Origin of the sequence: Paenarthrobacter sp. YIM B13468 (assembly GCF_042788025.1) — a bacterium.
Taxonomy (GTDB): domain Bacteria; phylum Actinomycetota; class Actinomycetes; order Actinomycetales; family Micrococcaceae; genus Arthrobacter; species Arthrobacter aromaticivorans.
Genome location: NZ_JBHZPI010000001.1, coordinates 58,495 through 72,240 on the forward strand (window position 1 = coordinate 58,495; position 13,746 = coordinate 72,240).

At 60.9% G+C, this 13,746-nt stretch carries 9 protein-coding genes and 2 tRNA genes; 8 read left to right on the plus strand and 3 right to left on the minus strand.

From position 1 onward, the window contains the following. Nucleotides 1-22: 22 nt before the first annotated feature. Entirely contained in the window at nucleotides 23-1,339 is a 1,317-nt protein-coding gene (locus tag ACFX4T_RS00290; RefSeq protein ID WP_223946442.1) for a macrolide 2'-phosphotransferase, read from the minus strand. A gap of 179 nt (nucleotides 1,340-1,518) precedes the next feature. On the opposite strand from ACFX4T_RS00290, the gene nudC reads away from it, so the two are divergent. The 3 genes from nudC to ACFX4T_RS00305 are packed head-to-tail and all read left to right on the plus strand — an operon-like array spanning nucleotide 1,519 to nucleotide 5,281. Continuing rightward, on the plus strand, nucleotides 1,519-2,508 hold the full coding sequence (gene nudC, locus ACFX4T_RS00295; protein ID WP_377650441.1) for an NAD(+) diphosphatase: 990 nt from the start codon (nucleotides 1,519-1,521) through the stop codon (nucleotides 2,506-2,508). Beyond that, complete coding sequence (locus ACFX4T_RS00300; protein WP_377650442.1) at nucleotides 2,505-4,637, plus strand: ATP-dependent DNA helicase UvrD2; 2,133 nt, start codon at nucleotides 2,505-2,507, stop codon at nucleotides 4,635-4,637. Before nudC ends, ACFX4T_RS00300 begins: the two co-directional genes overlap by 4 nt. Continuing rightward, entirely contained in the window at nucleotides 4,637-5,281 is a 645-nt protein-coding gene (locus ACFX4T_RS00305; RefSeq protein ID WP_216924071.1) for a M48 family metallopeptidase, read from the plus strand. The genes ACFX4T_RS00300 and ACFX4T_RS00305 overlap by 1 nt, the downstream gene beginning before the upstream one ends. 46 nt (nucleotides 5,282-5,327) lie before the next feature. Here ACFX4T_RS00305 and ACFX4T_RS00310 read toward each other — a convergent pair whose 3' ends face one another. Further along, nucleotides 5,328-6,794 carry a zinc-dependent metalloprotease gene (locus ACFX4T_RS00310; protein WP_377650443.1) on the minus strand — a complete coding sequence of 489 codons (1,467 nt, stop codon included), beginning with the start codon at nucleotides 6,792-6,794 and terminating at the stop codon, nucleotides 5,328-5,330. Nucleotides 6,795-7,005: 211 nt separating this feature from the next. On the opposite strand from ACFX4T_RS00310, the gene ACFX4T_RS00315 reads away from it, so the two are divergent. From ACFX4T_RS00315 to ACFX4T_RS00335, 5 genes are all read left to right on the plus strand, one after another. Then, a complete protein-coding gene (locus ACFX4T_RS00315) occupies nucleotides 7,006-8,142 on the plus strand; it encodes a PDZ domain-containing protein (protein ID WP_216924069.1) in 1,137 nt (378 codons plus the stop codon). Nucleotides 8,143-8,272: 130 nt separating this feature from the next. Then, nucleotides 8,273-11,257, plus strand: coding sequence for a UPF0182 family protein (locus ACFX4T_RS00320; protein WP_377650444.1), 2,985 nt, complete (start codon nucleotides 8,273-8,275; stop codon nucleotides 11,255-11,257). A gap of 205 nt (nucleotides 11,258-11,462) precedes the next feature. Continuing rightward, nucleotides 11,463-11,536 (plus strand) — tRNA-Met (locus ACFX4T_RS00325). Between the two features lie 221 nt (nucleotides 11,537-11,757). Then, nucleotides 11,758-11,831: transfer RNA gene (locus ACFX4T_RS00330), tRNA-Met, on the plus strand. Between the two features lie 144 nt (nucleotides 11,832-11,975). Further along, the gene (locus tag ACFX4T_RS00335; RefSeq protein WP_216924067.1) at nucleotides 11,976-12,773 is read left to right on the plus strand and encodes a GntR family transcriptional regulator; all 798 of its coding nucleotides are present in this window, start codon (nucleotides 11,976-11,978) and stop codon (nucleotides 12,771-12,773) included. A 101-nt stretch (nucleotides 12,774-12,874) separates the two neighbouring features. Here the strand turns inward: ACFX4T_RS00335 and ACFX4T_RS00340 are convergent, their stop codons facing one another. Beyond that, complete coding sequence (locus tag ACFX4T_RS00340) at nucleotides 12,875-13,663, minus strand: PspA/IM30 family protein (RefSeq protein ID WP_216924066.1); 789 nt, start codon at nucleotides 13,661-13,663, stop codon at nucleotides 12,875-12,877. Nucleotides 13,664-13,746 lie beyond the last annotated feature (83 nt).

The window sequence follows — 13,746 nt, forward strand, 5'->3', positions numbered from 1 at the left end:
GGAGTCCTGGAGAAGCGCTGGTCTAGGAACGCCCGCCGGCATGCAGCGGTGTCACAGTGACAACATTCAAAGCTGCAGTCGACGCGTCATCCTGAGGCCGGGAGGTGGATTCTTCCGCCAGCTTCTCAGACGCGCTTCCAGCATCCGCGTCTGATGCTGCTTCCTTGCCAGGCGCTTCCTTGTCAGCCGCTTCCTTGTCAGGCGCTTCGGCGTCAGGCACTCCGGCGTGGGGGACTTCCTTCGACGATGTGGGCGGTACGGGCGTCACTGAGACTGGCGTCCCGGCGTCGGGAATCGCCACGACGGTAACGGCAGGCTGCCGGGCGTTCGTCGAGTGATTCGAGGCCTCCTGTAGTGCTGCGCCTTCTGCCTCGGCGTCAGCTGCTGCTGCCTGTTCGGCGGCCAGGGCGGCCTCGTCATGCCGGGCTTGCTCTTCGATGTCGTCCGCAAGGGACTGCAGCATCGATACTGCCTCGGTCGTCATGTCCTCGTGTCCAACGGCCATTGCCTTCACCAGGTACTGGGCCAACGCGAATTCAGCCAGCAAAGCGGCCCGTCGAAGCAGATGGGCGTCGGGCGTGTCCCGGCGCGCCTCGGTATACCGGCTCAGCACGGCCTCAACAAACGAGGCTTCGTTGGACGCCACCAGCCAGGCGAAATCATCTGCTGGATCACCGATGCGGAGATCAGTCCATCCTGTCAAGGCCGTCACAGTATCGTCCTGGACCATCAGGTTGTCTTCGTGGAGGTCGCCATGAACCACCGAGGGGTTGAATCGCCATAGTGCGACGTCCTCGAGGGCATGTTCCCAGCGACGCAGCAAAATTGCGGGAATCTTGCCGGTAGTGGCCGCCTGGTCCAATTCGTTGAGCTTGCGCTGCCGAAACTCGTTGGCCGAGTAACTGGGCAGATCTGCATTGTTGACCAGTGCCAGGGGGAGGTCGTGGATGGCCGCAAGGGCATTGCCAATATCACGGGCCAAAGCCGGACTGCCGGCGGATAGCTCGTCAATGGACAACGTGGAACCCTGCAGATGGGCGTATACGAACGTTGTGAGGGCGCCCTGCCGGACTGTGCCGGCGACGGTTGGCACATGGAAAGGAAGCTCGGCACGGATGGCGGGCGCGAAGGCGCGCAGGACCATGAATTCCGTTTCGAGACGGGTACTGGCCTCGGGATGACGCGGCGAACGGACGCGCCAGCGCTTGCCTTCCGCGTCGAGCAACAACGCCGAATCGAAGTCGGCGTCGTCATCGGGGGAATAGGCTGTAGCCGTCGGTGCCAGTCCGGGCACCGCCGCGGTTGCTACAGCGGCCAGTTCGAGCGGTGTTCTTCTCACGTCTTCCACGGTAGATTGAGTGGCGCCTATGGCCATGATGCAGTGCGGCGAGTCTTCAGATCCGCACGAAAACAAGGCAGAAGTGGATCATCGGTCCGTTCACCGGCCGGCAGTGCCACGATATGCACATGCGGCCGATCCAAATGTTCTTTGTCGGTGCGAATCAGTACGGTAGATACATGAGTTATGCGGAGTCTCCGGCGCTGGCCAACCACTTGATGGAAACTGTTCTTCCAGTGCGCCCGGCGTTGGTGGACCGAGGCTCAAATGAGCGCATGAAGCCTGGCATGGTTGAGGACCTGATCGTCTCCGGTGAGGCCAAGGCCATGGTCATTTCCCAACGCAAGGCGCTGGTGAGCAGGGACGGCCTATGGTTCGGGGACGCTGGTCCACTGTGGGCTGCCCTCGGCGAAGCAAAAGCCGGCGCCTTGACTGCTATCTACCTGGGTACAACCTTGCGGCCTTCGTCCGTGGCCGAGGGTACTCCTGTTTTGCTGTTTACAGTTGCTGAGCCGCCTTTGCCCGGGACAGCTCTGATCCCTTCCGATACGCAGTGGGCCGGGTTCCGGGAGGTTGCCGGACGTCTCGATGCTACTGACACCGCCTTGTTCATCGAGGCGAGTGCCATCTCCAACTGGCACGCGACACATACCCATTGCCCGCAGTGCGGCACGCCAACTGATATTGAATCCGGGGGCTGGGTACGGCGGTGTCCCCAGGACAACTCTGAGCACTATCCGCGCACAGACCCGGCGATCATCGTTACTGTCGTTGGCCCTGATGGCCGGCTCCTGCTGGGTGGCGGCGGGCCTGCCGACGCCCGGAACTACTCCACCCTGGCTGGATTTGTTGAACCCGGGGAATCGCTTGAGCAGGCTGTTGTCCGTGAAATCGGCGAGGAAGTAGGTGTCCGCGTTACAGCGTGCCAGTATCTCGGTTCGCAGTCGTGGCCCTTCCCTGCCTCGCTCATGTTGGGCTTTACGGCGATAACGAACGACGCCGTTGCCCGCCCCGACGGCGTCGAGGTCACCCGCGCGCGGTGGTTCAGCCGGGAAGAGTTGCAGGAGGCCGTGTTGAGTGGCGAGATCACCATCTCCACGCGCCTGTCGATTGCGCGCTCGTTGATTGAGCATTGGTACGGCGGCGTCATCGAAGACCTCCAGCCGTGACAGGAGGAATTTTCGACGTCGGTGGCTCACTTGAGGAGCGAGTCCTCAGCGGCTTGGATGATGAGCAACGTGAAGTAGCCAGCACTCTCACTGGCCCCCTGTGCGTACTTGCAGGTGCAGGCACAGGCAAGACCCGCGCCATCACGCACCGCATCGCCTATGGAGTGCACTCGGGGGTTTACTCACCGCAGAGGCTGCTGGCAGTGACCTTCACAGCCAGGGCGGCGGCCGAAATGCGGAGCAGGCTTCGGGATCTTGGCGTGGCCAATGTCCAGGCACGGACTTTCCATGCTGCGGCCCTGAGGCAATTACAGTTCTTCTGGCCGCAGGCGATCGGCGGTACCCTGCCCAGCCTGCTGGACCACAAGGCCAACATGATCGCTGAGGCCTCACGCAGGCTTCGCCTCAGCACTGATCGGGCGTCCATCAGGGACTTGGCTGCAGAGATTGAATGGGCAAAAGTCTCTATGCTCACCCCTGCCAACTATCTGGAGAATGCACAAGGACGCGGGACTCCGGGAGGCTTCGACCTCACGGCTGTGTCCAGGGTGTTCCAGGCGTACGAGGATATTAAGACTGACCGCAACGTCATTGACTTCGAAGACGTCCTGCTGATTACGGTCGGGATCCTCCAAGAGGATCCCAAGGTGGCCGCGACGGTCAGGGAGCAATACCGCCACTTCGTCGTCGACGAGTACCAGGACGTTTCCCCGCTTCAGCAGCGGCTCCTGGACCTCTGGTTGGGTGGTCGTGACGAATTGTGCGTGGTGGGCGATGCCAGCCAGACGATTTACTCCTTTACGGGAGCCTCACCCAAACATCTCTTGAATTTCAAGGCACACTACCCAGGCGCCACCGTGGTCAAGCTCATCCGTGACTACAGGTCTACGCCACAGGTCGTTAAGCTGGCCAATGATCTCCTTGGGTCCCGCCGAAGTGGTGGACCGGTTGCCGATGCGGCGTGGGCGCCTCCGCTCAAGCTTGTCGCCCAAAGGCCGGCCGGCCCGGAACCGCGGTTCATGGAATGTCCGGACGACGAAGCGGAAGCGGCGGTTGTTGCAGGCAGAATCCAGGAGCTACTCAACACGGGTGTCAAGGCTAGCGAGATCGCCATATTGTTCCGCACCAACGGGCAATCCGAAGCTTACGAGCAAGCGTTGGCGTCGGCGGGGATCGGTTACCAACTTCGCGGCGGAGAGAGGTTCTTCGCCCGCAAGGAGGTCCGGGATGCCATCCTGCAACTGCGTGCGGCAACCAGGGCTGTGGCGGAAGGCCCCCTGGAGCCTTTGGGCCAGATTGTCCGTGACATCGTTGCCTCCCTTGGCTACAGTGAATCCGCGCCCCACAGCGGGGGAGCCCTTCGCGAGCGTTGGGAATCCCTGGCCGCTTTGGTGGCCTTGGCTGATGAGTTGTCAGTCAGCCGTGGAGAGTCTTTCACCTTGGCTGAGTTCGTCAACGAGCTCCAGGAACGTTCGGTGGCCCAACATGCTCCCACAGTTCAGGGTGTAACGCTTGCCTCCCTTCACGCAGCAAAGGGCCTTGAATGGGATGCCGTCTTCCTGGTGGGCCTCAGCGAAGGACTCATGCCTATCTCCTTCGCGGACACACCGGAGGACGTGGACGAAGAACGCCGACTGCTGTACGTCGGGATCACTCGTGCGCGTGAGCATCTGAACCTGTCGTGGTCTTCGGCGCGCACTCCTGGTGGCCGCGCCAACCGCAAGCCCTCGCGCTTCCTCGACGGACTCCGGCCGGATTCGGTAGCGTCTGCGAACGCCAGGAGCCGGGCAGGTTCCACCCGCCGCAAAGCTGCCGCGCCGGCGTCGTGCAGGGTGTGTGGAAGCATGCTTGCCTCCGGAGCCGAGAGGAAGGTGGGTCGCTGCAACCAATGCCCACCCACGTATGAGGAACAGACCTTCGACGCCCTGAGGCAGTGGCGGCGCGATGAAGCGCAATCTGCCGACGTACCCGCCTACGTTGTCTTCACTGATGCCACGTTAACCGCAATAGCCGAAGCCCGGCCGGCGTCGCTGGAGGAATTGGCCGGACTGGCGGGGGTAGGGCCCTCCAAACTCGAGCGTTACGGCGAAGCCGTCCTCGCAGTCCTCGCCGAGAGCACCAACCTCTGATGCCGCGCTCAACAGCCGGCCAGCCGGACGTTCCTATGCTCACCGACGACGGCGCTCCGGTAGTCGTCAGGCGCTCAGCCCGGCGCCGGCGAACGGTAGCTGCGTTTTGGGAAGACGGTAATGCCGTTGTCGCGATTCCGGCAAGTTTTACCAAATCGCAGGAGCGCGAGTGGGTGCGGCGCATGCTTGCGAAGCTGCAGAGGCAAGGGGAGCGTCGAGCGGGTAAACCAGATCGGCGCAGGCCTGCAACGGACGAGGCACTTGCCCAGCATGCAGCGCACCTTTCGCGCACCTACCTCGGAGGACGGGCGGTTCCGACGTCGGTCCGCTGGGTGACGAACCAGAACTCACGGTGGGGCTCGGCCACTCCAGCGGATGGAACCATCCGGCTTTCGAACAAGCTTCAGGCGATGCCGCAGTGGGTGATCGACTACGTGCTCCTGCACGAACTGGCGCATTTGTTGGTAGCTGGACACAACGCGCAGTTTTGGCGCTTGCTTGAGGCCTACCCGGAGACACAGCGCGCCAAAGCATTCCTGGAGGGGGTCGCGTTCGCGACATCCCGTGGGATTAGCGGTGATGGGATTAGCGGTGACGCCAACCAATCTGCTGGAACGAGCGCTGGCACGGAGGCAACGGGCTAGAGACGACAATGGCCGCCATGAAAATCCATGGCGACCATTGCTGAGATCATGTGGACGGTGACTTCGGGTCTGCGCTGCCCGAGTCGGGCCCGGTGTCGTCCTGGGAGTCTTCGTCCTCCGGTTCGGCGTCCTCCGACACAGCGTCCTCCGACACAGCGTCCGCAGGCTCATCGTAGCCACCGCTCAAGAGCTTCTGCAGAGCATCGTCAACTTCGGTGTCGCTGGCCTCGGCGAGCCTGCGGCGTTCGGAGAAGCCCTTGGGATCGTCCAGGTCTTCACCGGTGGGCAACAGGTCAGGGTGGTGCCAGATGGCATCCCTGCCTGCAATACCGCGTTCTGCCTTCAGGGTTGCCCACAGGGTAGCGGCCTCCCGAAGCCTGCGGGGGCGCAGTTCCAGCCCCACAAGCGACGAGAAGGCATGTTCGGCAGGACCGCCAGTGGCACGCCGACGACGGACGGTTTCGCGCAGGGCGGTAGCCGAGGGCAGTACCTTTTCCGTGGCTTCAGCAGTGAGCTCATCTACCCAACCCTCCACGAGGGCAAGTGCTGTTTCGAGCTTTTCGAGAGCGGCGGTCTGCACCGGCGTCCGCTCCGGAGTGAAGACACCCTGGGACAAGGCTTCCTGGATTCCTTCAGGATTGCCCGGATCCAGATCCCGCGCGAGATCCTCGATTCGGGACATGTCGATGTGGATCCCTCGTGCATAGGCTTCGATGGCGCCCAGCAAGTGGCCGCGAAGCCAGGGGACCTGAACGAACAACCGGGCGTGGGCTGCCTCGCGGACGGCGAGGAAGAGCCGGACATCATTTTCGGGGAGGCTGAGTCCTTCGCCGAACTTGGCGACGTTGGCCGGCAGCAGAGCCATCTCCAGGTCAGCCAAGGGAACACCAATGTCCGTGGAGCTGACTACCTCGGCCGAGAGCGCGCCTATCGCCTGGCCCAATTGCATCCCGAATATGGCGCCGCCCATGTTCTGGAGCATTGACGAGGCACCACCCATCATGGACTTCATTTCCTCGGGCATCTGCTGGGTCAAGGCATTGGACAAGGCATTGGCGATGCTGTTGGCAACTGGCTCAGTCAGCCGCTTCCACGTTCCAAGCGTTGCTTCAACCCATTCGGCGCGGGACCACGCACGGCCGATAAGTCCGGTGGCGGAAAGATCTGTCACCGGATCCAGCCATAGTTCCGCTAGCCGGAGTGCTTCATCGATGTCCCGGGCCTGCTGGGCGTTCACCGAGGGATCGCTCCCGGAAGCCGCAACGCGCCGTGCGTTCTCATGGGCCAGTTGCCAGTTCACCGGGCCCTCGGATGTTGAGCTCATCATGGCCTGAACCTGTGCGAACATTTGCTGCAGGAGCTGGGGATCGTTGGGCAGCCCCGCGGCCTTGGCCAGTTCGGCGGGATCGATGTTGCCCATGCCTTGGCCGCCCATCAGGTTCTGCAGCATTTCCGCCAGCGGGTCCTTGGGCGTCTCATCGTCATCTGACGGGTTGTTGGGGTTGGAAGTCATGGTGCCGCCGATCGTCGAACTGGCTGGTGATCACTTTCACCGTACCGCGCGGTGGGAAGGCTGTCTGCCTGTGCGCGGCGTCGTTCGCTGTAGGCAAAGCATCCCCACAACGTCCGACCGCGTAATGTGGATGTTTGGTATGTGCCCGTCGCCGCGGCCAGCGGCAGGAGCCAAAATGCCGGTTTCGCAATGCCGGTAAAGAGAGGCCTCAATGCTTACTTCGCCCAGCCCGGAGGGCTCGCTCGATCCGCGTCAAACGCCCGACGCCGATTCCTCCCCGGAATCTCCGGAACCTCCCGGCAGCGGCCGGTACATGATCATGGTGGTTTCGGGACTGCTGGCACTCGGACTTGGGATCGGGGCGGCTGCTTTGCCGGTTCCCTACGTTGTTGAGTCTGCCGGACCGACGTTTAATACGTTGGGGCAGGATGGGGACAAGCCGGTCATCAGCATTTCGGGACATGAGTCCTTCCCGGCCAAGGGGAACCTGGACCTGACGACGGTAGTGATGGCGGGCGGGCCGAAGACTCCTGCAACTATTTTTGAGGTCTTTCGGGCGTGGTTGGACAAATCGAAAGCCGTTTATCCCGAGGAATTGATCTATCCCAAAGGCACGACGGCGGAGGAGACGGTCCAGCAAGGCGAAATTGCCATGGAGACTTCGCAGGAAAACGCTGTTGCCGCAGCGCTGCGGCAATTGGACATCCCTTTTGAACAGAGGCTCAAGGTGGCGGGCCTGTCGGATCCGTCACCTTCAGTGGGGAAACTTCAGGAGGGCGACCGGTTGACCTCCATTAATGGAAAGCCGATCTCCTCCCTCAGCATGGTCCAGGCTGAACTGGCAGCCGGAAACGGCACCCCGGCGGTCCTCGTCGTGGACAGGAACGGTTCTGCAGTCACGGAAACGATAACGCCCACCAAGAATCCGGCTGGCCGCTATGTCCTGGGCATCCTCCTGGGCAGCGACTTCACTTTCCCGTTTGAGGTGAAAATTTCCTTGGACAATGTGGGGGGTCCAAGCGCAGGAATGATGTTTGCCCTGGGCATCGTGGACAATCTCACGCCGGGGGACCTCACAGGAGGAAAGCACGTGGCCGGGACCGGAACCATCACCGCCGATGGAGCAGTGGGAGCCATCGGCGGCATTGCGCAGAAGATGATTGGAGCGCGCCAGCATGGAGCCACGATGTTCCTGGCTCCGGCCGCGAATTGCGGCGACGTCGTAGGGCACGTTCCTGATGGCCTGCAGGTGGTGAAGGTGGAAACCTTGGCCGATGCCACCGCGGCAGTGGAACGACTCGGTTCAGGACAGGACACGGCGGGCCTTCCCACCTGCACCAACAACTAGACTGGCGGTGGAACTTAGCTCCACCGCCACTCGTGGCATATATGACGGACTCCGCCATCGCCCAGGGGCAGAGATCGTCGAACGCACGCACACCGACTTTTAACTGACGACCACCAATGAGGTACAGAGTTTGTCCCGTCCCGCCAGCTCCAACCCGCCCGGAAGATCGCCGCTGAGACGAGGTGCCCTGACTCCGACGCTCATCGTCGTGGCAGTGGCCGTCGTTGGATTCATTTTCTTCGCCAATGTATGGACAGATGTCCTCTGGTACCAGCAGCTCGGCTTCTTCGAAGTTTATGTCCGTGAGAACCTCGCCCGGATCGTCACGTTCCTGGTCGGTTTCGCCATGATGTTCGCTGCCGTCTACTTCGCCATCAGGATCGCGTACCACGCCCGGCCGGTCTATGCTCCGGATGCTGAGTCACGTGACAACCTCAACCGCTACCAGGCCCAGCTTGAGCCTGTCCGCCGCGTCGTCATGGTTGGCCTTCCCATCCTGTTCGGGCTCTTTGCCGGCAGCGCCGCGGCAAGCCAGTGGCAGAAGGTCCTCCTCTTCTTCAACCAGGAGCCCTTCGGCCAAACGGATCCGTTGTTCAATCTGGACATCAGCTTCTACCTGATGTCGCTCCCGTTCCTTGGCTTTGTCACCGGATTCCTCATCAGCATCGCCGTAGTGGCTGGCATTGCCGGCATCCTCACGCATTACCTGTATGGAAGCATCCGGCTCATGGAGCGTGGTGTTTTCACCAGCCGTGCCGCCCAAATCCACATTGCCGTAACCGGTGCATTCTTCCTGTTGCTCCTTGGCGTGAATTTCTGGCTGGACAGGTACTCCACTGTGCAGAGCTCATCCGGACGGTGGGCAGGTGCGCTGTATACGGACGTCAATGCCGTTGTGCCCACCAAGGCCATCCTGGCGGTTGCTGCGGGCTTGGTTGCGATCCTCTTTATCATTGCTGCGGTTATTGGCCGCTGGCGCCTGCCCGTGATCGGTACCGCAATGCTGATCATCACAGCTATCTTGGCTGGTGGCGTCTACCCATGGGTAATCCAGCAATTCCAGGTGCGCCCTTCGGAGAACACCCTGGAAAGGGATTTTATTGACCGCAATATCAAGATGACCCGGGCAGCCTACGGCTTGGACAAGATTGATGTCTCCGCCTATAACGCCACAACAACGGCTACAAGCGGAGCTTTGGCAAAGGACGCGCAGACGGCGGCCAACATCCGCCTGCTGGACCCGAACCTCATCTCCTCGGCGTTCGCCCAGCTTGAGCAGTACCGTCCGTACTATCAATTCCCGCAGACGCTGAATGTGGACCGCTACACGGTGGACGGCAAAGTGCAGGACACAGTAATCGCTGTTCGCGAGCTGAACCCTGATGGCCTGAGCGCAAACCAGCAGACCTGGGTCAACCGGCACATCGTTTACACCCACGGTTATGGTGTGGTCGCCGCGAAGGGCAATAAGTTCACCGTTGATGGCAAGCCGGAATTCCTGCAATCAGGCATTCCGTCCAACGGCGTTCTCGGCAATGACACCACGTACGAACCCCGCATCTACTTCGGCGAGAACTCTCCTGAATATTCGATCGTTGGCGCTCCCGAAGGTGCCCAGCATCGCGAACAGGACCGCCCAGCGGGACGCGAAGGCGGGGGAGAGACGCAATACACCTTCACCGGCAACGGCGGACCCAATGTAGGCAACTGGCTCAACCGCATTCTGTACTCCATCAAATTCCAGTCCTCGGATTTGTTGCTTTCGGACGGCGTGAACGAGAAATCCCAGATTCTCTACGACCGCAATCCCCGCGAACGGGTTGAGAAGCTCGCTCCCTACCTGACCGTGGATGGCAACGCGTATCCGGCCGTCGTGGATGGTCGGGTGAAGTGGATCGTTGATGGTTACACCACCAGCCAGTACTTCCCGTACTCCCAACCCCAGCAGTTGCAGAACGCGACCGTTGATTCGCAGACCAGCGCAGGCCGGACGGTGACACTGCCCAACAGCTCGGTGAATTACATCCGCAACTCGGTCAAGGCCACGGTTGATGCCTACGACGGCTCGGTCACGCTGTACGCCTGGGACGACCAGGATCCTCTGCTGAAGGCTTGGCAGAAGGTGTTCCCCACTACGATCAAGCCCTACACAGAGATGTCTGGCGACCTCATGAGCCACGTCCGTTACCCCGAGGACCTTTTCAAGGTCCAGCGTGAACTTCTGGGTCGCTACCACGTCACCAACCCAGACAACTTCTATCAGAACAACGATGCCTGGAGTGTTCCGAACGACCCAACGGTCTCGGAAGCAGTCAAGCAGCCGCCGTTCTACATGTCTTTGCAGATGCCAGACCAGGAGAAGCCTGCGTTCCAGCTGACGTCTTCGTTCATCCCACAAACAGTCAACGGCAATGCAAGGAATATCCTCTACGGATTCCTGGCCGCCGACTCCGATGCCGGGAATGTCAAGGGTGTTAAGGCGGACAGCTACGGCAAACTAAGGCTGTTGCAACTTCCAACGGACACCCAGGTTCCTGGCCCCGGACAGGCGCAGAACAAGTTCAACTCGGATCCCACCGTTTCCCAGGCGCTTAACTTGCTGCGTCAGGGCGCTTCGGACGTTTTGAACGGCAACCTGCTGACCCTGCCCGTCGGTGGCGGTCTACTCTACGTCCAGCCCGTCTACCTGAAGTCAACAGGCGAGACCTCTTACCCCACCCTGCAGCGGGTCCTCGTGGCATTCGGTGACAAGATCGGCTTTGCAGCTACCTTGGATGAGGCCCTGGACCAGTTGTTCGGCGGTAACTCCGGTGCCAAGGCTGGCGACTCTGAGAACAATGGCCAGACGCCCGCAACACCCCCTGGGACCACAACGCCTCCTGCCGGCCCGACCGATGCCAAGGCTGACCTCAAGGCTGCTCTCGACGACGCCAACAAGGCAATCCAGGATGGCCAAGGAGCTTTGGCAAAGGGAGACTTTGCCGGTTATGGCCAGCAGCAGGCGAAGCTCTCCGATGCTCTCAAGAGGGCGATCGACGCTGAAACCCGTCTCGGCATAACGCCCGAACCGACAGCTACACCCAGCGCCACACCGTCGCCTTCACCGAGCAGCTAGTACCCGGTGAATGTTTGACGCCGCATGATTAGAAGGGCCGTTGTCCTCTCCTCCTGGAGCGGGCAACGGCCCTTTCGATTTAGAGGAGCCCCTCGGGCAAGCGGTCTGCTGGGCGTCCGGGGGAGCGATATTGACGGGGGGAGATGCACGTCACGTCGCCAGGATTTGGTCTGTCATTCACCGGACGGTAATGTTGTTCTTGCGACGCGGGGTGGAGCAGTTCGGTAGCTCGCTGGGCTCATAACCCAGAGGTCACAGGTTCAAATCCTGTCCCCGCAACTGGAGAAAAGATCCGGATCAGTATTTACTGGTCCGGATCTTTTGTTTTCCCCGGGTGTTCGGGCCGGAGTTGGCGCAGGGTCAGAGTCAGGCTCGGAAGGTCGATTTCGCCGCGAGCCTGGCGACCATTTGCTGGCCAACCCCAGGGCCGTGATCTGCAGCACCTTCAACCCATTATGGTCATAAGCACCCTGCCTGGTGCGGTAGAGTTGTTCTTGCGGCGCGGGGTGGAGCAGTTCGGTAGCTCGCTGGGCTCATAACCCAGAGGTCACAGGTTCAAATCCTGTCCCCGCAACTGGAGAAAGGTCCGGATCAGTTTCACTGATCCGGACCTTTTGTTTGTGCGGCACAGGCCCGGCCGTGCCGGTGTTCGCGTTCAGTGCCGGTGCTAGCATCAAATCCGGAACGGCTGCACGCCGGGAATGGATGGGAAGGCCGGATGGTCAAGGAAGACTACAACCAGGGCCTGGATCGACACGCCCTGCAGAGGAACAGCCCTGTAGCGGTTTACCAGCAGGTTGCAGACGTACTGACGGATCAAGTCAGCCGGTTGGAACCGGGCGCACGGATCCCGACCGAAGAATCATTGATGGACGAGTACGGGATCAGTCGTACTACGGTCCGCAAGGCGATAGAAAGCCTTGTTGTGAAGGGGCTGCTTGTTCGCCGGCAGGGCAAGGGAACTTTCGTCATGGCCCAGCGTCCGGTACGGATGCTGAACCGCCTGGCGCCCTTCATGGAGACGTTCACAGCGGCAGGAATGAAGACTGTCAAAGGCCTGATTGAATACAAATGGATGGAGAAGGATAGGTCGGTGCCAGCCAAGCTGGTATCCGATGACAACCTTGTCCTCGTGATCCGTCGCTCCTATTCAAGCGGCGGTTGGCCCTATGCCATCGCGGAGATCTTCATTCCCTCGCACATTGGCCGTCACATCAGCCTCGCGGACGCCGAGCGCAATTCCATCTACCAGGTGATCCAGGACCGGACATCCAAGCCCCTCCAGCGTGCTGAAATCAACGTCACGATGCACGCCCCGCCGGAGCACCTCGCTGATGCCCTGAATGTCCGCGAATTTCCCATGGTTCCGCGCTTGGAAAGGACCACGCTGGGAGCACACGGTGAAGTCCTGGAATGCACTGTGACATATTTTCACCCAAAGGGCTTCGAAATTCGTGCTGAAGTGGCCACAGATGCCAGCCCCAGCCAGGATCCATTGGAGGCCTCCCCGCTGTAGGCAAAGTTCTGCACAGAAAACGAAATGGCCGGACCCCGAAGAGGGATCCGGCCAGTTTTCATGGTTCAGGCAACATCAAAGGGCTGCCATGCCCTACGTTGTTAGAGCTTGTCGAAGTCGGTTTCGTCGATGGTTGCACCGCTGGAGGCAGGGGCACCGGCCCCGATCGCAGGCTTGCTGCCGCCGGACTTCAGAGCTGCCAGACGCGCCTCAATTTCGGTCTGCTCCCCAAGGTCTTCCAGCTGGTTGAACTGGGCGTCCAAGCTGGATGCAGCAAGTTCCTGCTGGCCCAGGACCTTGGCCTCCTCGCGACGAATCTTCTCTTCGAAGCGGCCAACTTCACTCGTGGGGTCCATGATGTCGATGCTCTTCAGGGCATCGTGCACCTGCGACTGCGCAGCAGCGGTCTTGGAACGGGCCACGAGTTCATTGCGCTTGGCAGTGAGTTGGTTGAGCTTGTTCTTCATTTGGTCAAGCCCGCTCTTGAGCTTGTCCACAACCTCAGTCTGGGACGCAATGCTGGGCTCGGCGGCCCTGGCTTCGGACTCTGCCGTCATTTGGCGTTGGATGGCAACCTTGGCCAGATTATCGAATTTCGTGGCATCCTCGGTATCCCCGGCAGCACGGTATTCGTCGGCCTTGCGTGACGCGGCAAGGGCTTTGTTGCCCCAGTCTTGGGCGTTCTTGACGTCTTCGTTGTAGTCGGCCTGCAGCATGCGGAGGTTCCCGATGGTCTGAGCCACTGCGGACTCGGCCTCAGCAATGTTGTTCGTGTAGTCGCGGACCATCTGGTCCAGCATCTTCTGCGGGTCCTCAGCCTGGTCCAGCAAAGCGTTGATGTTTGCTTTGGCGAGCTGCGAGATCCGACCGAAAATGGACTGCTTAACCATGGTGTTGCCTTTCGTCCTGCTCAGTGGAAGCCACTGAAATCAGTGATCAGTTGTTGTACCGCTCCTAGACGGGGCATGGACCC

Bases quoted from the DNA above. Each gene is read 5' to 3' on its own strand.
- ACFX4T_RS00335 (WP_216924067.1), top strand. From the start codon at position 11,976: ATGGTCAAGGAAGACTACAACCAGGGCCTGGATCGACACGCCCTGCAG.
- nudC (WP_377650441.1), top strand. From the start codon at position 1,519: ATGAGTTATGCGGAGTCTCCGGCGCTGGCCAACCACTTGATGGAAACT.
- ACFX4T_RS00310 (WP_377650443.1), bottom strand. From the start codon at position 6,794: ATGACTTCCAACCCCAACAACCCGTCAGATGACGATGAGACGCCCAAG.
- ACFX4T_RS00315 (WP_216924069.1), top strand. From the start codon at position 7,006: ATGCTTACTTCGCCCAGCCCGGAGGGCTCGCTCGATCCGCGTCAAACG.
- ACFX4T_RS00305 (WP_216924071.1), top strand. From the start codon at position 4,637: ATGCCGCGCTCAACAGCCGGCCAGCCGGACGTTCCTATGCTCACCGAC.
- ACFX4T_RS00340 (WP_216924066.1), bottom strand. From the start codon at position 13,663: ATGGTTAAGCAGTCCATTTTCGGTCGGATCTCGCAGCTCGCCAAAGCA.